Annotated in this window: 16 protein-coding genes; 15 read left to right on the top strand and 1 reads right to left on the bottom strand. The window is 57.0% G+C overall.

The features are described from left to right. Positions 1 to 98: 98 nt before the first annotated feature. The gene (gene rlmM, locus G7026_RS17930) at positions 99 to 1,148 is read left to right on the top strand and encodes a 23S rRNA (cytidine(2498)-2'-O)-methyltransferase RlmM (RefSeq protein WP_181072274.1); all 1,050 of its coding nucleotides are present in this window, start codon (positions 99 to 101) and stop codon (positions 1,146 to 1,148) included. Positions 1,149 to 1,209: 61 nt separating this feature from the next. After that, positions 1,210 to 1,461, top strand: a complete 252-nt coding sequence (gene tusA, locus G7026_RS17925) for a sulfurtransferase TusA (RefSeq protein WP_181072273.1) — start codon at positions 1,210 to 1,212, stop codon at positions 1,459 to 1,461. 158 nt (positions 1,462 to 1,619) lie between these two features. On the opposite strand, the gene G7026_RS17920 is transcribed toward tusA, so the two are convergent. Then, positions 1,620 to 2,969 (bottom strand): class II 3-deoxy-7-phosphoheptulonate synthase, encoded by a 1,350-nt coding sequence (locus G7026_RS17920; protein WP_181072272.1) that lies wholly within the window; start codon positions 2,967 to 2,969, stop codon positions 1,620 to 1,622. 122 nt (positions 2,970 to 3,091) lie between these two features. On the opposite strand from G7026_RS17920, the gene G7026_RS17915 reads away from it, so the two are divergent. The 13 genes from G7026_RS17915 (at position 3,092) to G7026_RS17855 (ending at position 19,508) form a co-directional block, all read left to right on the top strand. Beyond that, complete coding sequence (locus G7026_RS17915; RefSeq protein WP_181072271.1) at positions 3,092 to 3,841, top strand: spermidine synthase; 750 nt, start codon at positions 3,092 to 3,094, stop codon at positions 3,839 to 3,841. Positions 3,842 to 4,156: 315 nt separating this feature from the next. Beyond that, positions 4,157 to 5,824 carry a DEAD/DEAH box helicase gene (locus tag G7026_RS17910; protein ID WP_258190325.1) on the top strand — a complete coding sequence of 556 codons (1,668 nt, stop codon included), beginning with the start codon at positions 4,157 to 4,159 and terminating at the stop codon, positions 5,822 to 5,824. A 282-nt stretch (positions 5,825 to 6,106) separates the two neighbouring features. Beyond that, positions 6,107 to 6,391 carry an integration host factor subunit beta gene (gene ihfB / locus G7026_RS17905; protein ID WP_181072269.1) on the top strand — a complete coding sequence of 95 codons (285 nt, stop codon included), beginning with the start codon at positions 6,107 to 6,109 and terminating at the stop codon, positions 6,389 to 6,391. A 181-nt stretch (positions 6,392 to 6,572) separates the two neighbouring features. Beyond that, positions 6,573 to 8,015, top strand: coding sequence for a mannose-1-phosphate guanylyltransferase/mannose-6-phosphate isomerase (locus G7026_RS17900; protein ID WP_181072268.1), 1,443 nt, complete (start codon positions 6,573 to 6,575; stop codon positions 8,013 to 8,015). Positions 8,016 to 8,091: 76 nt separating this feature from the next. Further along, positions 8,092 to 8,886, top strand: coding sequence for an ABC transporter permease (locus G7026_RS17895; protein ID WP_181072267.1), 795 nt, complete (start codon positions 8,092 to 8,094; stop codon positions 8,884 to 8,886). Next, complete coding sequence (locus G7026_RS17890) at positions 8,883 to 10,100, top strand: ABC transporter ATP-binding protein (RefSeq protein ID WP_181072266.1); 1,218 nt, start codon at positions 8,883 to 8,885, stop codon at positions 10,098 to 10,100. The genes G7026_RS17895 and G7026_RS17890 overlap by 4 nt, the downstream gene beginning before the upstream one ends. Then, positions 10,097 to 12,106, top strand: coding sequence for a class I SAM-dependent methyltransferase (locus G7026_RS17885; protein ID WP_181072265.1), 2,010 nt, complete (start codon positions 10,097 to 10,099; stop codon positions 12,104 to 12,106). The genes G7026_RS17890 and G7026_RS17885 overlap by 4 nt, the downstream gene beginning before the upstream one ends. Then, positions 12,106 to 14,679 (top strand): glycosyltransferase family 4 protein, encoded by a 2,574-nt coding sequence (locus G7026_RS17880; protein ID WP_181072264.1) that lies wholly within the window; start codon positions 12,106 to 12,108, stop codon positions 14,677 to 14,679. Before G7026_RS17885 ends, G7026_RS17880 begins: the two co-directional genes overlap by 1 nt. A 3-nt stretch (positions 14,680 to 14,682) precedes the next feature. Then, positions 14,683 to 15,780 (top strand): CDP-glucose 4,6-dehydratase, encoded by a 1,098-nt coding sequence (rfbG, locus tag G7026_RS17875; RefSeq protein ID WP_181072263.1) that lies wholly within the window; start codon positions 14,683 to 14,685, stop codon positions 15,778 to 15,780. Then, on the top strand, positions 15,777 to 16,727 hold the full coding sequence (locus tag G7026_RS17870) for an NAD-dependent epimerase/dehydratase family protein (protein ID WP_181072262.1): 951 nt from the start codon (positions 15,777 to 15,779) through the stop codon (positions 16,725 to 16,727). The genes rfbG and G7026_RS17870 overlap by 4 nt, the downstream gene beginning before the upstream one ends. Continuing rightward, the gene (locus tag G7026_RS17865) at positions 16,720 to 17,697 is read left to right on the top strand and encodes a glycosyltransferase family 2 protein (RefSeq protein ID WP_181072261.1); all 978 of its coding nucleotides are present in this window, start codon (positions 16,720 to 16,722) and stop codon (positions 17,695 to 17,697) included. Before G7026_RS17870 ends, G7026_RS17865 begins: the two co-directional genes overlap by 8 nt. Before the next feature lie 9 nt (positions 17,698 to 17,706). Next, complete coding sequence (rfbF, locus tag G7026_RS17860) at positions 17,707 to 18,483, top strand: glucose-1-phosphate cytidylyltransferase (RefSeq protein WP_181072260.1); 777 nt, start codon at positions 17,707 to 17,709, stop codon at positions 18,481 to 18,483. Then, positions 18,441 to 19,508: a lysylphosphatidylglycerol synthase transmembrane domain-containing protein gene (locus tag G7026_RS17855; protein ID WP_258190324.1), complete on the top strand. Its 1,068-nt coding sequence runs from the start codon at positions 18,441 to 18,443 to the stop codon at positions 19,506 to 19,508. The genes rfbF and G7026_RS17855 overlap by 43 nt, the downstream gene beginning before the upstream one ends. Positions 19,509 to 19,524 lie beyond the last annotated feature (16 nt).

Raw genomic sequence — 19,524 nt, 5'->3', positions numbered from 1 at the left:
CATCCGGGGGTTCCCCTCTGGGCTATCATGCGAGGCTTTGCCGCTTGGGCCGGGCTTGATGTCCGGGCAGGGCTCCGATTGTTCTGTGGAAATTGAGCATGAACCTGTTGCTGTTGCATTGCCGTCCGGGATTCGAAGGCGAGGTCTGCGCCGAAATCAGCGAGCACGCCGCCAGACTCGACATCTCGGGCTATGCCAAGGCGCGCCCGAGCAGCGCGCTGGCCGAATTCGTCTGCAGCGAGCCGGATGCTCCGGCTCGGCTGATGAAGGCTCTGCGCTTCTCCGACCTGATCTTCCCCCGGCAGTGGGCGCGAGGGCAGTATCTGGCGCTACCCGAGCGCCAGCGAATCGAGGTGTTGCTGGAGGCAATGTCCGATTATCCGATCTGCGGCAGCGTCTGGCTGGAAGTGCTGGACACCAACGACGGCAAGGAACTGTCCACCTTTTGTCGCAAGTTCGAAGGGCCGCTGCGCAAGGCCCTGGTGCAGGCGGGCAGGCTGGTCGAAGGCGGAACGGGGCCGCGCCTGCTGCTGACCTTCATCAGCGGACGGGAAGTCTTCCTGGGCATCGCCGAAGCGAAAAACAGTGCGCTTTGGCCCATGGGGATCCCGCGGCTGAAGTTTCCGCGCCAGGCACCGAGCCGCTCGACCCTCAAGCTAGAGGAGGCCTGGCATCACTTCATTCCGCGTGAGCAATGGGAGCAGCGCCTGGCGCCGGAGATGACGGCCGTGGACCTGGGCGCCGCGCCTGGTGGCTGGACCTGGCAGCTGGTCAAGCGCGACATGCGGGTGATCGCCGTGGACAACGGGCCGATGGCCGAAAGTCTGATGGATACCGGAATGGTCGAGCATCTGCAGGCCGACGGCTTCGTCTTCCGTCCGCGGCGGCCGGTGGACTGGATGGTCTGCGATATCGTCGAGAAACCCGCACGCAATGCCGCCTTGCTGGAAACCTGGATCGGCGAGGGCCTGTGCCGCGAGGCCGTGGTCAACCTCAAGCTGCCCATGAAGCAGCGCTACGCCGAAGTCCGGCGCTTGCTGGAACGCATCGCGCAAGGGCTTGCCGAACGAGGCGTGAAGGCGAGTATCGGCTGCAAACAGCTCTACCACGACCGCGAAGAGGTTACCTGCCACCTGCGTCGTCTGTAAGTTCGTCGCAAGATGCCCAACAAGCGCGCCCGCGCGAAACGTCCTTGATCGGAGCCCTCTGATGTCCCAGCCAACCGAACTGCATAGCGACGCCATACTCGACGCCTCGGGCCTCAACTGCCCGGAACCGGTGATGATGCTGCACAACAAGGTCCGCGATCTCGCGGGCGGCGAGCTGTTGAAGGTGATCGCCACCGACCCCTCGACCCAGCGCGATATCCCCAAGTTCTGCGTGTTTCTCGGCCATGAGCTGGTCGATCAGCAGGAAGAGGGTGGCAACTACCTCTACTGGATCCGCAAGAAGGCCGACTGAACGCACGGGAGCGTATGGCAAGGAATGGGATCGCGAGAGACCACCGGGTTCGAAAAGCTCGCGGTCAAGCCGCTCCCGCAGCGCTGTGGCGGAAGGCGACCATCAATCAACACAGTCGCTCCCATAAGGCGGGACTGCTCATCCTGGGATACCAGCGCTCAGCTGGGCCGCACGCGCTTGAGGGTTTCGGCGATCAGGAAAGCCATCTCCAACGACTGATCCGCGTTGAGCCGCGGGTCGCAATGGGTGTGGTAACGATCCGAGAGCGCGTCTTCCGTAATCGGGCGTGAGCCGCCGATGCATTCGGTGACGTTCTGCCCGGTCATCTCGATATGAATCCCGCCCGGATAGCTGCCCTCGGCGCGGTGCACCTCGAAGAATTGCCGCACTTCGGCCAGCACCCGTGCGAAGTCGCGGGTTTTGTAGCCGCTGGAGGCCTTCATGGTGTTGCCGTGCATCGGGTCCGAACTCCAGAGCACCTGCCGGCCTTCGGCCTGCACCGCACGGATCAGCCGCGGCAGGCCCGCTTCGACCTTGTCTGCACCCATGCGCACGATCAGGTTCAGGCGACCCGGGTCGTTGTCCGGGTTGAGCACGTCGATCAGGCGGATCAGCTCGTCGCTGTCCATGCTCGGGCCGACCTTCACGCCGATGGGGTTGCCGACGCCGCGCAGGAACTCGACATGAGCGCCGTCGAGCTGGCGGGTGCGGTCGCCGATCCAGAGCATGTGCGCCGAGCAGTCGTACCAGCCGCCAGTCAGGCTGTCCTGGCGCACGAAGGCCTGCTCGTAGTTCAGCAGCAGGGCTTCGTGGGCGGTGAAGAAGCTCGTTTCGCGCAGTTGCGGGGCATCGTCCAGGCCGCAGGCGCGCATGAAGGCCAGCGTCTGGTCGATACGGTCGGCCAGCTGGTGATACTTCTCGGCCAGGGACGAGTTGGCGATGAAATCCAGATTCCACTGGTGGACCTGATGCAGGTCGGCAAAACCGCCCTGGGCGAAGGCGCGCAGCAAGTTGAGGCTGGCGGTCGACTGGTGATAGGCCTGTAGCAGCCGCTCGGGATCCGGGACGCGGCTCTTCTCGTCGAAGCCGATGCCGTTGACGATGTCGCCTCGGTAGGCGGGCAGGGTGACGCCGTCGATGGTCTCGTCGCCGGAGGAGCGCGGCTTGGCGAATTGTCCGGCCATACGGCCGACCTTCACCACCGGGCAGCCAGCCGCAAAGGTCATCACGATGGCCATCTGCAACAGCACTTTGAAGGTGTCGCGGATCTTCGGTGCGGAAAATTCGGCAAAGCTCTCGGCGCAATCGCCGCCTTGCAGCAGAAACGCTCGGCCCTGGGTGACCTCGGTGAACTGCTTGCGCAGCGCCCGCGCCTCGCCGGCGAATACCAACGGTGGCAGTCCGGCCAGGGTCGCCTCGACGTGCGCCAGGTGCTCGGCGTCGGGGTAGTGGGGTTGCTGCTGGATGGGTTTGGCCCTCCAGCTTTGCGGGCTCCAGGTCTGGCTCATCGGATGCGGTTCCGTGTGGCGGTGCGAAAGGCGTCGATGTTACCCGATGCATGGCGGCGAAGCTGATAGCGGCTGCGTATCGCGCTGTTTAAGATGGCGCACCCAATCGAGGCGGATGAAACATGAGTCAGCAGGAGGTGTTGTTAGCCGAAGTCCAGGACGCGTTCGGGCTGATCCGCGTCTATGAGGTGGGTGACTACCGTTTTCTGGAGTTCGGCGCGGCGGTCGAGCAGAGCTGCGTGTTTACCCGCGACCCGAGCTGGCTGGAGTACGACTACACCCGCGCGATGCTGCTCGGTGCGCTGGCCCACGAGGCACCGGAAACGGCGCTGTTTCTCGGGCTCGGCGCGGGCAACCTGACCCAGGCCTGCTTGCAGTTCCTGCCGCTCGAGGATGTCGAGGCGATCGAGCTGCGCCCGGACGTGCCGCGCCTGGCCATGGAATATCTCGGGCTCGATGACGATCCGCGGCTGACCATTCGCATTGGCGATGCGCTGCAGCTGCTCGAAACGGCGGAGACCGCGGATCTGATCTTCGTCGACCTCTATACCGACACCGGGCCGGCGGCCGCGCACCTGGGCTGGAATTTCCTCCAGGCCTGCCAGCAGAAGCTCAACCCTGGCGGCTGGTTGGTGATCAACCAGTGGGCCAACGACGACGGCAAGCCCTTGGGCGCAGCCCTGTTGCGCGGCCTGTTCCACCGGCATTACTGGGAATGCCCGGTGAAGGAGGGCAATGTCATCCTGCTGGTGCCGGCCGATCTCGAGCAGACGCTTGATCTGCCGGGTATTGCAGAGCGTGCGACCTCGCTGACGCCGCGCCTGGGCTATTCGCTGGACTCGCTGATCGCTGTGCTGCGCCAGGCCAGTTGACCCAAACGGTCGTATTGGAGGGCTCTGCGGCGCCGTTCAGCTTTATTCAGCACACCGCCCGCTGGTCCTTTTGCCCTGACACATTCGCCTTTTTTATGTATAGTGCGCGCCGGCCAATTGGCTCCGTTCAGGTACCGCAACAAATCGAAGCGCTGCTTCGGCTGCTGTCCGCTCCGCGCGGGCTATCCTAGACGATTCATCATCCACCACGTTTTCGCAAACCCGCCGACCGGGCTGCCAGGGTGACCTCAGGGTCGTGCATGGCATGCGCAGCCTCGGAACATGGGTCTTTGCGGATGCACCAGAGGCAGACCCATGACCCAGGAAATCGGCGGCTTCGCCGCGCTCGGTATTCATCCCTCCGTACTCGCCGCTATCTCCGCGGTTGGCTACGAAGAGCCATCCCCCATTCAGTACCAAGCGATCCCCGTGATCCTTGGTGGCCACGACATGATCGGCCAGGCTCAGACCGGCACCGGCAAAACCGCGGCCTTCGCGCTGCCGATCCTGTCGAAAATCGACCCGGCACGCAAAGAGCCGCAAGCGTTGATCCTCGCGCCAACCCGCGAACTTGCGCTGCAGGTCGCTACCGCTTTCGAAACCTACTCCAAGCAGATGCCAGGCTTGAGCGTCGTCGCTATCTACGGCGGCGCGCCGATGGGTCCGCAGCTCAAGGCGATCCGCCAGGGCGCGCAGGTCATCGTCGCGACCCCGGGCCGTCTGGTCGACCACCTGAGCCGTAACAGCGGCTTGCTGTCGACCATCCAGTTCATGGTCCTCGACGAAGCCGACGAGATGCTCAAGCTCGGCTTCATGGACGACCTGGAAGTGATCTTCGAGGCCATGCCGGAAAGCCGCCAGAGCGTGCTGTTCTCCGCGACCCTGCCGCACTCGATCCGCGCCATCGCCGAGAAGCACCTGCGTGAGCCGCAGCACATCAAGATCGCGGCCAAGACCCAGACCGTCGCTCGTATCGAGCAGGCGCATCTGATGGTCCATGCCGACCAGAAGATTCCGGCCGTGCTGCGCCTGCTGGAAGTCGAGGACTTCGACGCGCTGATCGCTTTCGTGCGTACCAAGCAGGCCACCCTGGATCTGGCCGCCGCGCTGGAAGCCAAGGGTTACAAGGCTGCCGCGCTGAATGGCGACATCGCCCAGAACCAGCGTGAGCGCGTTATCGAATCGCTCAAGGATGGCCGCCTGGACATCGTGGTTGCCACCGACGTCGCTGCTCGCGGCCTGGACGTTGCGCGTATCACCCACGTGTTCAACGTCGACATGCCGTACGATCCGGAATCATACGTCCACCGTATCGGTCGTACCGGTCGTGCCGGCCGTGAAGGCCGCGCGCTGCTGCTGGTCACTCCTCGCGAGCGCCGGATGCTGCAGGTCATCGAGCGTGTGACCGGGCAGAAGGTCGCCGAAGCGCGCCTGCCCAACGCGCAACAGGTGCTCGATGCGCGCATCAAGAAACTGACCAACAGCCTGTCCCCGCTGGTAGCCGATGCCGAAGCCAGCCACGGCGAGCTGCTTGACAAGCTGGTGGCCGACATCGGTTGCAGCCCGCGCGCACTGGCCGCGGCGCTCCTTGCCAAGGCCACCAACGGCCAGGCGTTGACTCTTGCCGACGTCGAGAAGGAGCAGCCCCTGGTGCCGAGCGGCGCGCCGCGCGAGCGTTCCGACCGCGATCGTCCAGAGCGCAGCGGCGACCGCGAGCGCCGTGCCCCCGTACCGCTGGCCGAAGGCCGTGCCCGTTGCCGCTCGCCGTTGGGCGCCCGCGACGGCATTGCCGCCCGCAACCTGCTGGGTGCCATCCTCAACGAAGGCGGCCTGGCCCGCGAAGCCATCGGACGCATCCAGGTGCGCGACAGCTTCAGCCTGGTCGAACTGCCGGAAGAAGGGCTCGACCGTCTGCTCGGTAAGCTGAAGGACACTCGTGTTGGCGGTAAGCAGCTCAAGCTGCGCCGTTATCGCGAGGACTAATCGATCGTCGCGTGTAGCGACGCTTTGCGATGCGAGGGTGGGCCCGATGGGTCCGCCCTTTTTTTTGCCTTGGCGAAAGGGCGGGGTGATCTACAGGCGGTTGGCAATGGGCATCGTACCCAACTTGCCCGTAAGGGAAACGGAGGAGGCGAGGTTGGAAAGGGTTCCTAAACCCTTCAACGGTTGAGGGTTAAAGAAGGTCAGGCTGTTCAAAGCAGGCTTGGCATGCTAAAACCGCTCGCAGGTCAGATGATCTAGCCGCTTGAAAAAGAAGGGAAAACCATGACCAAGTCGGAGTTGATCGAACGCATCGTCACCCAGCAAGGGCTGCTTTCATCCAAGGATGTGGAGCTGGCCATCAAGACCATGCTTGAACAAATGTCCCACGCCCTGGCGACAGGCGACCGCATCGAGATCCGCGGCTTCGGCAGCTTCTCCCTCCACTACCGCGCGCCCCGCGTCGGCCGAAACCCCAAAACCGGCCAATCCGTCCGCCTCGACGGCAAATTCGTCCCCCACTTCAAGCCCGGCAAGGAATTGCGTGATCGGGTGAATGAGGAGGAGTAGGTACATGTTCTTCGGGATATGCGATCCCGATTAAACGATTACTCCCCATTTTGGTCTCAGCCAAACTCAGCACGGCCAGCGACTTGTTGCGCTCTGCCATCGCCTTTTGTTTTTTTTTTATTTTACGATTCGGCTTTTTTATATTTTTCAGCCCTAAAGACCGGGACAAGGAATACCTTCTATGGATTTAGTGCCAGTCATTCTCTCTGGCGGTGTTGGCAGCCGCCTCTGGCCGGTATCGAGGGAAATGCATCCCAAGCCGTTCATCCAGCTACCCGATGGACAGAATCTCATCCAGAAGACGTTCCTCCGCGCCTGCAGGCTGCCCGGCGTCAGCGAGATACTCACGGTTACCAACCGTGAACTGTTCTTCAAGACGCAGGACGAATACAAAGCAATCGAGGGGGCCGACTGTGCGCAAAGCTTCATACTCGAACCGTTCGGACGCAACACCGCCGCGGCGATCGCTATCGGCGCGCTGAAACTGGCAGAAAGCCATGGTCCCGAAGCTCAGATGCTGGTGCTCGCCGCGGATCACCTGATTCAGGCTGAAGACGCTTTCGCCGATGCAGTGGCCAAGGCCTCCCAGCTGGCAGCCGACGGTTGGCTCGTTACTTTCGGGATACTCCCGCACTATCCAGAAACAGGGTTTGGCTATATCCAAACACGCTCGGATACCGCTCTTGGCCACGGGCTGAAGGTTGAGCGATTCGTTGAAAAGCCCGACCTTGCCACTGCCGAGGGCTATCTGGCCGCCGGTGGCTATTATTGGAACTCGGGCATGTTCTGCTTCAGGGTTGGAACGTTGCTCGAGCAACTGGGTCAGCATGCGCCCGAAGTACTGGAAGCTGCAGCCGCTGCGATTGAACGTTCCGATATCTCGACAGGTAAAAGGCACCGCAGCCTGAATCTCGACCCGGCGCATTTTGCCAAGGTGCCGGATATCTCGATCGATTATGCGCTGATGGAGCGCTCGGATCGGGTAGCGACCGTCCCTTGTGACATCGGTTGGAGTGACATCGGCTCATGGATCGCCATGAGCGAACTCACCGCCCCAGACAATGACGGCAACCGCCTCGAAGGTGAAGTGTTGACCCATGCGTCCACCAATAACTTTGTGCACAGCTGCGAGCGCCTTACAGCCCTCGTCGGCGTGCAGGACCTAGTCGTGGTCGACACGCCCGATGCCGTTCTGGTGGCCCACAAGGATCACACGCAGGACGTCAGGCACATCGTCAAGCAACTCAAGTCCCACGGCCACTCCGCACACCTGCTGCACCGCACCGTCAACCGTCCCTGGGGTTCTTACACCACCTTGGAGGAGGGCGACCGGTTCAAGATCAAGCGAATTGTTGTCAAGCCCAAGGCCTCGCTATCTCTGCAAATGCACCATCACCGCAGCGAGCACTGGATCGTGGTGAGTGGCATGGCGCGGGTAGTTAATGACGATCGCGAGCTTATGCTTAACAGTAACGAGTCAACTTTCATCTCGGCCGGACACCGGCATCGTCTCGAAAACCCTGGAGTGATTGATTTGGTGCTCATCGAAGTCCAGAGCGGTGACTATTTGGGTGAGGACGATATCGTTCGGTTCGAAGATGTCTATGGCCGTGCGACTAGTTAAATAGAGGCTGGTTTAGCTGGTACAGGGCGATGGTATCGGCGCTTTTTTGTAAGATGGCCTGTGTTTAGGGGTGTACATGTTGGCGCTATTTAAAAGCCTTTGGGCTTATCGAGGGTTCATACTTTCCTCGATAAAGAATGAATTTGTCGCTCGATTTGCCAGGAGTCGTCTTGGTGGCTTGTGGATGATAATCAATCCGCTTGCGCAGGTTGCAATTTATGCTTTGATTCTGTCGAACGTCCTGGCGGCGAGATTGCCCGGGATCGAAAATAAATATGCATATGCACTTTATCTTATGGCCGGAATACTAGCTTGGAATCTCTTTTCGGAAATAGTAGGGCGAAGCCTGAATGTTTTCATAGAACAAGGCAATCTCATGAAAAAGATGAGATTTCCCCGTATTACGTTGCCGGTAATCGTAGTGGGGTCATGCTTGCTGAATAATATGCTGCTGCTTGTGGCGCTACTAATTGTCTTCGCTCTACTTGGTCATTATCCCAATGCGCAGATGGTCTGGCTGTTGCCCTTAACACTGGTGATAGTGGCGTTAGCCGTTGGGGTAGGTCTAATACTTGGTGTTATCAATGTGTTCGTGCGTGATGTCGGACAGGTAGTGCCGATAGTATTGCAAATCCTGTTTTGGTTTACTCCTATCGTGTATCCGATCAACATTATTCCGGATCACTTGAAAGGCTGGATAGATGCCAATCCTCTGTATCCGATCGTAAGCGCTTATCACGATGTGCTGGTTTATGCGCGGCCGCCTGAATTGGCGAGTGTCCTGATTACCGCAGGCGTTGCTATTGGTTTGTTGCTGGTTGGCTTGTTCATGTTTCGCCGAGCAGCGCCGGAGATGGTGGATGCACTATGAGTGTGTTGCGCGTCGACAATTTGGGGAAGGCATTTAGAACGTATCGTTCCGAATGGCTACGATTTGCCCGCTGGTTCTATCTTCCTGCCAAGCCAACCGAGGAGCTTTGGATACTGAAGCACGTCAGCTTTTCCATTCAGGCAGGTGAGGCCATTGGGATAGTCGGACAGAACGGAGCCGGCAAGTCAACACTGCTGAAAATGATCACCGGAACCTTGCAGCCCACTGAGGGAACTATAGACGTCAACGGCCGCATCGCCGCGATTCTCGAGCTGGGGATGGGGTTCAACTCAGAGCTGACCGGCAGGCAGAATGTCTTCCATGCGGCGGGATTGATGGGCTACGGTGCCTCTGAAGTAGAGCGGGTAATAGACGAAATCGAGCAGTTCGCCGAGATCGGTGATTATTTCGATGAGCCGGTGCGGACCTACTCAAGTGGTATGCAAATGCGTGTTGCTTTCGCTGCGGCCACTGCGTTCCGTCCGGACGTTCTTATCATCGACGAGGCATTATCAGTTGGAGACGCCTATTTCCAACATAAAAGCTTTGATCGAATCCGAGAATTTCAGCAGCAGGGAACGACGCTTTTGATCGTCTCCCATGATCGGAGTTCGATCCAGGCCCTATGCAGCAGGGCAATCCTGCTTGATGGTGGGGCGGTTATAAAAGATGGGAAACCCGAAGAGGTGATGGATTTTTATAACGCCATTATCGCCGAGAAGGAAAATGGTTCCATCACCGTCAAGGAACTGGATGATGGCAGTATCCAGACTCGTTCAGGTACTGGCGAGGCTACGATTTCCTCCGTCACGCTTCACGTCGAAGATGGAGGGGCAGCAGAGTTCATACCCGTTGGCGCTCCGGTTTCCCTGCGTATCAAGGCTTTGGTAAATCAGGATATTTCGGAGTTGGTTGTGGGGTATCTGATCAAGGACCGCCTCGGGCAACCGGTGTTCGGTACGAATACCCATCACTTGGGGTGTAAGTTGGAAAACATCAACGCCGGGGATACGGTTGAGTACCGTTTCGATTTTTTCGCAAACCTGGGCGTCGGGTCTTATTCCGTAGCTGTAGCTCTACATGCTGCCGATACGCACATCGCTCGAAACTACGAATGGCGTGATTTGGCGCTGGTTTTCAATGTCGTGAATCTTTCAGAGGGGCAGTTCGTCGGCATGGCATGGTTGCCTCCTGTTGCGGAGCTCGTTAAATGAGTGCTCATTTCTATCGGGCTTTTGAAGATCGTTATCGCGGAACCCGAGCGCTGATAAAGGAGCGCCAGCAGGTTTACGTACCGTTTATCGCGTCTTTCAACCACTTGTACCCCGATGCTCCTGCACTGGATCTGGGCTGTGGTCGCGGCGAGTGGCTTGAGGTTTTACTGGAAAATGGTTTCGCTGCTAAGGGCGTCGACCTTGACGACGGAATGCTTGCTGCTTGCCATGCCTTGGGGCTTCCAGCTCAAGAGGGAGACGCGTTGGCCGCTTTGCAAGCGCTTCCTGACGGCAGTCAGGCTCTGGTGTCAGGTTTCCATATTGCCGAACACATTCCTTTCGAGATGCTTCAAAAACTCGTACAGGAAGCGTTACGTGTATTGATGCCAGCGGGCTTGTTGATTCTGGAAACGCCCAATGCGGAAAATCTGGTGGTAGGCAGCAACAATTTCTATTTGGATCCGACGCACGAGCGTCCGATTCCTCATCTACTGCTCAGCTTTTTGACCGAGCATCTGGGGTTTGCCCGATCCAAACTGTTGCGGCTGCAAGAGGATCCGCGATTGGCGGATAGCGAGGACATCCGTCTGATGGACGTGTTGAGCGGACCCAGCCCCGATTACGCGATTGTTGCGCAAAAGTCTGCGCCCGACGAGGTGCTCGTCTTATTCGACCCTTTCTTTGAACGAGAATATGGCGTTGCGCTCGAGCATATCGCTCAACGTTACGACGATAACTTGCGGGCCGAATTCGGTAGCTTGGTTGAGCGGATCGACGGAGCGTCTCAACGGCAAGCCCTGCTGGATAACGAACTGCAGGCTATACATGCTCGAACCGATGAGTTGCTGCATCGGGCCAATCAGGCGGAGGCGCAGTTCGAATACGTTAGGGGTGAAGCTCAGCAAGCCACTGAGCTGTCTGCACGCACCCAGGCAGGCTTGGCATCTCTTGAGCTGCGTACAACTCAGATGGAGACCACTTTCGCTCAGCAGCTCAGTGAGCAGATGGCAAACATGGGCTTGCACATTCAGCGCATGGTCGCGGATGCAGAGAAAACCGAGTTTGCGTTGAGGGACGCCACCAGCAGAGCGGTTCACGCAGAAGCCAAGATTGCCGCCACCGAATCGCTCAACGAAAGCCTCCAACAGCAATTGCAGCAGTCCACCAGCGAGTTGCTTGTGCTCCATAAGGCGCAGCAACGTCTGGAATTCCAGCTGGAGCAGACTGAAGCGCGCTGTGCAGACTTGGAGCGCCAGCTCGTCGGCGTCGAGGGGCGAGCGAAGATACTGGAGGCCGAGCAGGGTAGTGCTGTAGCGGATCTCATAGGGATGCAATCGCAAATCGAGTATCTAGAAACGCATCCTCTGCATTTGAGTAGCCGGATAGAGGCGTTGGCGGCGCAACTGTTATCCGTAGAAGGCGAAAAGGACATATTGGCCGCTGAGGTGAAGTCGTTGCGTGGGCAGGCGCAAGCTCAGGCGAGCGCACTGCAACAAACGGAGCAACAATTGAACGCTTCGTTGAGCAATGCACATCATTGGTTCCTGCGCGCGAATGAATACGAAGCGGCCAGGGATGCATTGTTGAATAGCACGTCCTGGAAGCTGACGGCTCCGGTGCGTGGCGTCAAAACGGGTTTAGCGGGCGTAGTCCGGTCGCCTTGGCGCATGGTCGGCAAAGCGAAATCGGGAGCGAAAGCTGCTGTATACCCATTGCTCATCCGAGCGATGCGCAAGACCTTGAGAAGCCCTGGCTTGAAGCGCAGGGCGGCAGGCTTTCTACGGCATTACCCAGGGTTATATCTACGGTTGGTCGCTATTGCGCAGAGAGCCAATCTAACCGGTGCACCTGTTGGGCAACCTACGGTAGTGGTGCCTCCGCCATACAATCCAAATTCTTTTATACAAGGTACAGAGCCAGATATTTCAGATCTGAGCTTAACCGCTCAGGCCTATTATCAAACATTGAAAAACGCCATTCAGACACAGCATAAGGGGCCGCGTTGATGCGCATCGTGCTGGACCTGCAGGGCGCTCAAACGGAAAGCCGATTCCGAGGTATCGGGCGCTACAGCCTTTCGCTTGCAATGGCCATTGCACGCAATAACCAGGACCACGAGGTCATAATACTGCTTAATGGGCAGTTCGTAGACGTCGTGGAACCGATACGGGCAGCTTTCGATGGTTTGGTTTCGCAAGACAATGTTCGAGTCTGGTATGGGCCTGCCCCAGTTGCAGAATGCCTACCTGGCAATGACTGGCGTCGACAGGCGGCGGAACTCATAAGAGAGGCGTATATCGCCACGCTTCAGCCTGATGTCGTACACATTAGCAGCCTGTTCGAGGGCACCGCTGATGATGCCGTCACCACCATCGGCGGCTACACCAAGGGGATTCCTACTTTGGTCACCTTGTACGACCTGATTCCGCTTATGAACGCCAAGGACTACCTCGATCCCCATCCGGTATTCAAAAAGTACTATCTCAACAAGATCGAAAGCCTAAAGAACGCTCAGGGCTGGCTGGGCATTTCCGAGTCGGCGAGTCTAGAAGGCATGAGTATTCTGGGACTTCCGGCGGAGAAATTAACCACTATTTCTACCGCCGCTGACGCTATCTTTGCCCCCGCCGATTTGTGTCCGGAGGAGGCCTTTCTTTTGCTGGAGAAGTTTTCCATCCGGTCACCCTTTGTCCTGTATACCGGGGGAGCGGATGCCCGTAAGAACCTCGACCGCATGATCCAGGCGTACGCCCAGTTACCCAAAGCGCTACGAGGAGCGCACCAGTTGGTGCTCGCCGGCAAGATGCCAACCCAGGTTATTGCGCGGCTCCGGGATCACGCCAGCCGGCTCGGCTTACATGAGGGCGAGGTCGTCTTCACCGGTTATGTCACCGACCAAGAATTGATAGCGCTGTACAGCCTTTGTAAGGCGTTCATCTTTCCGTCGTGGCATGAAGGCTTTGGCCTGCCTGCGCTTGAGGCGATGTGCTGTGGCGCGCCAGTTATTGGTTCCAACACGTCGAGTGTGCCGGAGGTCATCGGCTTTCCGGAGGCGTTGTTCGACCCCTTGAATGTGATGGACATGGAGTCGAAGCTGAATAAGGTCCTAAGCGACGAGACCTTCCGAAAGCAACTTATCGGGCATGGAAAAAGGCAGGCCAAGGAGTTTTCTTGGGATCGTACCGCCAGGCTGGCGCTAGGGGCCTTTGAGCGGGCGGTTGAATCAAGGCGTGGCGGGAGACTGCCTACCTCTGACGAGATTCTTATAGCCTTGCAGGGCGATATCGCTTCCATCGGAGATACGCTACCGACCTATGAGGATATCAAGCAATGCGCCTCAGCGATTGCCAGAAACTTCCAGCCCAATAGAGCAAAAAGGCTATTCATCGATATCTCCCAGTTGGTACATGTAGATTCCAAGAGCGGCATTCAGCGTGTGGTCCGGAGCATTCTCAAGGAGCTTCTCGAATCGCCGCCGAGTGGGTTTGTCAGCGAGCCCATATACGCGACCATGGATAGCATAGGTTATCGGTATGCAAGAGAGTTCATCTCCAACAATTTCCCTGAGCACTCAGCGGCTGGTGAAGTAGGCGATAGCGCAATAGAGTATGGTTCCGGCGATGTTTTTTTAGGCCTTGACCTTCAGCATCACGTCGTGATCCGGCAGCAGGCGGCCCACCAGGAGATGAGAAACTCAGGAGTGAGGGTCTATTTCGTCGTATACGACTTGCTTCCGGTCGTCATGCCAGAAGTATTCAGGGATTTTATTAGTGCCCTGCATAATGAATGGCTCGAGGCAATTTCAAGAAATGACGGCCTGCTCTGTATATCGCATGCAGTTGCAGAAGACATGCGGCAATGGCTGGAAACTCACCCTGTAGAACGCCATCGCCCACTTCAAATTAGTTGGTTTCACCTCGGCGCGGACGTTGAGAACTCTGTTCCAACTAAGGGGCTTCCGGACGATGCCGCTGACGCGCTCGCCAAGTTCAAGGCGTGTCCTACCTTTCTATCAGTAGGTACCATCGAGCCGCGCAAAGGCCACGACCAAACGTTGAAAGCTTTCGAGCGACTTTGGAGCGAAGGGGTCGAGGCGAATTTGGTTCTGGTAGGTCAGGCGGGGTGGAACGTCGATGAACTCATTAATGACATCACACAGCACGAATTACTGGGTAAACGACTTTTCTGGCTGAAGGGAATCAGTGACGAGTATCTGGAGAAGATCTACCAGAACGCTACCTGCCTGGTGTTCAGTTCTAAAGGCGAGGGCTTTGGCCTACCACTGATCGAGGCAGCGCGGTTTGGACTGCCCATTATTGCCAGGGATATTCCCGTTTTCAAAGAGATAGCGGAGGACAACGCCCATTATTTCGACGGAAACAACCCCGAGGATCTGAGCGAAGAGATCAAGGCCTGGCTGGCGCTCAGAGCCAGTGGCTCGCATCCATCATCTCTTAATATGAGATGGCTGACATGGAAACAAAGCGCTCAGCAGCTAACTAAGTTACTAGTACCGAAGGGCGGGGACTCCTGTAGCGCCCCTCAGGGGTCTACAGCTGGCATTTTGAATAGGAGCTAGAGCATGCCGTCGACACTAGATTTCGAAGCAGCGTTGAAAGGGAAGCGGGTATTAATTACCGGCCATACGGGCTTCACCGGAAGCTGGGTCTGCGCATGGCTTACTTCCATCGGCGCTGAGGTTACCGGCTTTGCTCTGAAGCCTGATACTTCCCCGTCCCTTTACGAGGCACTTGGGCTCGCTTCCTGCATCCAGGGGCACCTAGGGGATATATGCGACTACGATGTTGTGCTCGGCGCAATTCAGCGTTATCAGCCGGAACTGATTCTTCATCTCGCGGCGCAGCCACTAGTCCGGCGATCTTATAGAGAGCCGCGCTATACATTTGCCGTCAATTCACAAGGTACGGCAAATGTATTGGACGCTGCTCGGGCGGTGAGCTCTGTGAAAGGTGTGGTTTGTGTAACCACGGACAAAGTCTACAAGAACAATGAATGGGACTGGCCCTATCGGGAGAATGATCCTTTGGGGGGTAAGGACCCCTACAGTGCCTCTAAATCGGCGGCCGAAATGGTCATTCAGAGTTATGTGGCGTCGTTTCCCTGGGCTAATGGTGCTGGGCCAGCAATAGCCATTGCGCGAGGTGGCAACATCATTGGTGGGGGTGATTGGTCTGAAGACCGGCTTATCCCTGACTTCGTAAGAGCTGTCGTCAGCGGTGAAACATTGACCCTAAGGTACCCCGCTGCGACGCGACCTTGGCAGCATGTGCTAGCTCTGGTTCATGGTTACATGGTGCTGATGGCAGGCCTTCTCTCTGAGAATCCCGAGAAGTACGCGCGGGCATGGAATCTGGGGCCGCATGATCTGCGTCAATACTCGGTGCGTGACGTATTGGAACTATTATCTGCACATTGGGAGAGACCAAAGCTGGATTACATGGCTGCGCCGTTACATGAGGCCGGAGCGCTTGCTCTTGATAGTTCATTGGCCCGTAATCTGCTCGACTGGTTTCCTCCATGGAACACGGAACAAGTGATCATCAGGACCGCAGAGTGGTATCGCGACTATTACCGCGATCCTGACGGAGCCTCTGCAACGACACATGCCCAGATTGCGGACTGGCGATCGGCGTTGCTAGAGCAGAAGCCAGACAAATGAGAGTAATGGTGACGGGAGCATCTGGGTTCGTTGGGCGTAGACTAGTATCGAAACTAGCTCATGAGGGGCATCAAGTACTGGCTGTAGTGCGAAATCCATCTTTCAGGCCGGGCGTCGGGGTGGAGAGAATTCTGTTGCCGCAAATGGACATGCCGAGCCTATCGGAAGGCCTTGGAAAGCATTCTGTCGACGTCGTTATCAATCTCGCGGCAGCCGGTGTCAGCCCCAATGACCGTGACTTAGCGGCGCTTACCAACACCAATGCTTCCCAGCCTCCAGCCTTAGTCGCGCTTGCGAAGGATCATGGGGCGGTTGCCTTTATTCACATCGGAAGCAGTGCGGAATATGGTCCTCTGCCAGGCCCCACCCGTTATGCCGAACGGTCTCCTCTAGAATGCCAGAAACTCTATGGCGCGACTAAGGCTGCCGGCACTCTTCTTACGATGGCTAGTGGCACTGCACTTGGTTTGCCGACAGCGTGTCTGCGTTTGTTTAATATCTTCGGTCCTGGTGAATCCGCTCACCGCCTCTTCCCATCTCTGGTATCGCGCCTAACTCGAGGGGAACGGGTAGCTTTGTCCGAAGGTACCCAAGTTCGTGATTTCATGCATGTGGATGAAGCCTGCAGCGCAATCATTCATGTGCTCGACTCGCTAGTGTGCAGCCCAACGCTCGCGGGTATCTATAATGTTGCGACTGGACAAGGCCATACTGTAAGGGACTTTGCTGAGAAGGTGGCTGATATGGTAGGTAAGTTAGAGCTATTAGATTTCGGAGCCATTCCGTTACGGGCCGATGACTTACCCTATGTAGTAGGTGACCCATCCGCGTTTGAAGAAGCTTTCGGTTGGTCGCCGACATTGAGCTACCAAGATGGTGTGAAGGCCGCGGTTGTGGAGATGCAGGGTTTAACTTCACGGTGTCAGGACGGGATAATCGATGGTTAACAAAAAGGAAGGCAGCGTACTGCCGCTTGTGTCTATATGTATTCCTGTACTAAATGAGGCAGGAAATATAGAGGCTCTTTATAAGCGGCTGTGTTCGTTGGCGACTCGAATGACTGGTCAATGTCGGCTCGAGTTCGTTTTTTCTGATAATCACTCATCTGACGAAACTTGGGGCCAGCTAAAAATTCTCGCAGAAAAAGACGCACGGGTTCGGGCGGTGCGCTTTGCCAAAAACGTAGGGTTTCAACGCTCTATCCTCGCCAACTTCATGCATGCGCAGGGTGATGCGGTAATGCAGATCGATGCCGATCTGCAGGATCCGCCGGAGATGCTTGAACAATTCTTCGGAGAATGGGTTCGCGGGTATCATGTTGTGTATGGCGTTCGTAGAAAGCGTCGTGAAAATGTTTTTATCAGTCACTTCCGACGTCTCGGATATTGGTTCATTGATATGGTGAGCGAGCATCCGATTCCCAGAGATGTGGGTGATTTCAGGCTGGTGGACAGAAAGGTTATCACTGCTCTTTGTAAAATGAAAACGCCGAGCCCATATTTGAGGGGAATGATTGCCGGGCTGGGCTTCAGTCAAACAGGTATCGTCTATGATCGAGAGGCGAGAGTTGCTGGTGAAAGTAAGTTTGGGCTTTCGAGGCTTATTCGATTGGGCCTAACTGCCGTTTTCAATCACTCATCGGTGCCGCTGCGATTCGCGACGTTGGCGGGCTTGGTTATGCTTGGCGTCAGCGTCTTGGGATCCTTTTATTACCTTGTTCTCAGAGCTTTGCATCCAGAGCTGCCTCAAGGATTGGCTAGTATCCATATATTGGTCCTATTTAGCACAGGGTTGCAATCATTGTTATTAGGCATGATCGGTGAATATCTACTAAGGATTTATTTAATACTTAGGGCTGAGCCGGTAGCTATAGTGGAGCAAAGCCTAAATTTCTCACAGGACGAGCTAAAACTCTGAGGATTGACAATGAAAGCAGTGATACTGGCTGGAGGCTTAGGTACCCGCATTGCCGAGGAGTCGGACACCAAACCTAAGCCGATGGTAGAAATCGGTGGAAAGCCACTTCTTTGGCACATCATGAAGACCTATGCCCATCATGGCGTGAAAGACTTCGTTATATGTCTTGGATATAAGGGCTATGTAATCAAAGAATTCTTCTTTAATTATTATCGGCATATGGCTGATATGCAGATCGACCTTAAGACCGGCGAGCATCGGATATTGGATAGCCAGTCGGAAGACTGGCGTGTCACGCTTGTGGATACCGGCCCGGATTCGATGACAGGAGGTCGGTTGAAGCGGGTAGCGCCTTATCTGGATGATGAACCGTTCTGCCTGACCTATGGTGACGGCCTCGCAAACATCGATATCGCTGCCGAAATCGCGTTTCACCGGAAGCATGGCAAGCTGGCAACTGTCGCGGCTGTTCAGCCACCAGGCCGATTCGGCGTGCTGAATATTGATGAGTCGATGAACGTCAGTAGCTTCGAGGAAAAACCCAGCGATGAGATCGGTTGGATCAACGGTGGTTTTTTTATCCTAGATCCTTCAGTTATCAAATACATCGACGGCGATGAAACATCGTGGGAGCGAGAGCCTTTGTCGTCGCTCGCTCGCGACGGGCAGCTGGCTGCGTTCGAGCATGCAGGCTTCTGGCAGGCCTGCGACACATTGCGTGATAAGCGCGAGCTGGAACGTCTTTGGGCTTCTGGTTCTGCGCCCTGGAAGGTCTGGCAACGCTAATGGGCTCATCGCATGATCCATCTGCGAAAGCGCTCGCCGGAAAATGGCTCCCTCATCTAGCCGGATGGGGCATCTCCCTAGGCTGCCTGGTCTTCATTGCAAGCCAAATCGAGTTTCCCGCGGTTGCTGAGGCTTTGGTCGTTTTTAACTGGCCGTATCTCGCGGTAGCCGTGGTGTCGCTCGCGTTTGGATATCTGTTCCGGATCGTGCGGTGGTACCTGATGCTTAGAAGCGCCGGCGCTTTGGTGACGTTGCAGAGCTGCGCCGTTCCGTTTCTAGGCTCTATAGCGTTGAATAATGTTCTGCCCCTACGCCTGGGAGATCTTGTTCGCGCGCTAGTGTTTCCAGTCGCCATAGGGCTTAGCCGGGTCACGGCGACCGGTAGTCTTCTTATAGAACGCCTCGTGGACCTCCTAACGCTTCTCGCGGTGCTTGGGGTCGGCCTAGCCTATAGCGGCAAGCTAGATGTCCCTCCGTGGCTACCGGAGGTAACGATGGGACTCAGCGTCTTCGGTGGTCTTGCGCTATTGATGGTGTTTCTGTTCAGCGGGCTTATTGCAAGTTGGCTCGAGTCCAGATTCGCGTCGCGCGCAACGGCTATATCTGGGCGGGTGGCTTTGCTGGTGGCTACGCTGCTGCGCAGCGTGGAGAGCATGTCACGGCTTAGGGCTTTGCTTGCAGTGTTCGGCTTGTCCATCCTCGTCTGGTTGGGGGAAGCCGGGTTGTTCCTCTCCTTGCTACATGGTTTTGGCTTTGATGCAGGTCTCTCCGTCGCAGTGATCGTGATGGCGATTGCGACACTTTCTACCTTGGTGCCTTCATCGCCGGGCTATGTTGGCCCGTTCCACCTCGCCGCGTACGCCGCGATCACGATGCTGGGTGGAACTCCCGAGCAGGCAGCGGGGTTCGCTGTCTTGTCCCATCTGAGTCTCTGGGTGCCTACCACGCTTGCCGGCACTCTCTGTATGGCAATCAAGCCTAAAATATTTAAAGGGCTCCGGGCGAAAGCTGCGGTGCTCAATTAAAAAACTGGATACATAT

It is taken from the genome of Stutzerimonas azotifigens (genome assembly GCF_013522725.1).
GTDB lineage: Bacteria > Pseudomonadota > Gammaproteobacteria > Pseudomonadales > Pseudomonadaceae > Stutzerimonas > Stutzerimonas azotifigens_A.
The sequence above is the reverse complement of the archived record's forward strand: the minus strand, read 5'-3'. Positions and strand labels throughout refer to the sequence as shown.

Bases quoted from the DNA above. Each gene is read 5' to 3' on its own strand.
- rlmM (WP_181072274.1), top strand. From the start codon at position 99: ATGAACCTGTTGCTGTTGCATTGCCGTCCGGGATTCGAAGGCGAGGTC.
- tusA (WP_181072273.1), top strand. From the start codon at position 1,210: ATGTCCCAGCCAACCGAACTGCATAGCGACGCCATACTCGACGCCTCG.
- G7026_RS17920 (WP_181072272.1), bottom strand. From the start codon at position 2,969: ATGAGCCAGACCTGGAGCCCGCAAAGCTGGAGGGCCAAACCCATCCAG.
- G7026_RS17915 (WP_181072271.1), top strand. From the start codon at position 3,092: ATGAGTCAGCAGGAGGTGTTGTTAGCCGAAGTCCAGGACGCGTTCGGG.
- G7026_RS17910 (WP_258190325.1), top strand. From the start codon at position 4,157: ATGACCCAGGAAATCGGCGGCTTCGCCGCGCTCGGTATTCATCCCTCC.
- ihfB (WP_181072269.1), top strand. From the start codon at position 6,107: ATGACCAAGTCGGAGTTGATCGAACGCATCGTCACCCAGCAAGGGCTG.
- G7026_RS17900 (WP_181072268.1), top strand. From the start codon at position 6,573: ATGGATTTAGTGCCAGTCATTCTCTCTGGCGGTGTTGGCAGCCGCCTC.
- G7026_RS17895 (WP_181072267.1), top strand. From the start codon at position 8,092: ATGTTGGCGCTATTTAAAAGCCTTTGGGCTTATCGAGGGTTCATACTT.
- G7026_RS17890 (WP_181072266.1), top strand. From the start codon at position 8,883: ATGAGTGTGTTGCGCGTCGACAATTTGGGGAAGGCATTTAGAACGTAT.
- G7026_RS17885 (WP_181072265.1), top strand. From the start codon at position 10,097: ATGAGTGCTCATTTCTATCGGGCTTTTGAAGATCGTTATCGCGGAACC.
- G7026_RS17880 (WP_181072264.1), top strand. From the start codon at position 12,106: ATGCGCATCGTGCTGGACCTGCAGGGCGCTCAAACGGAAAGCCGATTC.
- rfbG (WP_181072263.1), top strand. From the start codon at position 14,683: ATGCCGTCGACACTAGATTTCGAAGCAGCGTTGAAAGGGAAGCGGGTA.
- G7026_RS17870 (WP_181072262.1), top strand. From the start codon at position 15,777: ATGAGAGTAATGGTGACGGGAGCATCTGGGTTCGTTGGGCGTAGACTA.
- G7026_RS17865 (WP_181072261.1), top strand. From the start codon at position 16,720: ATGGTTAACAAAAAGGAAGGCAGCGTACTGCCGCTTGTGTCTATATGT.
- rfbF (WP_181072260.1), top strand. From the start codon at position 17,707: ATGAAAGCAGTGATACTGGCTGGAGGCTTAGGTACCCGCATTGCCGAG.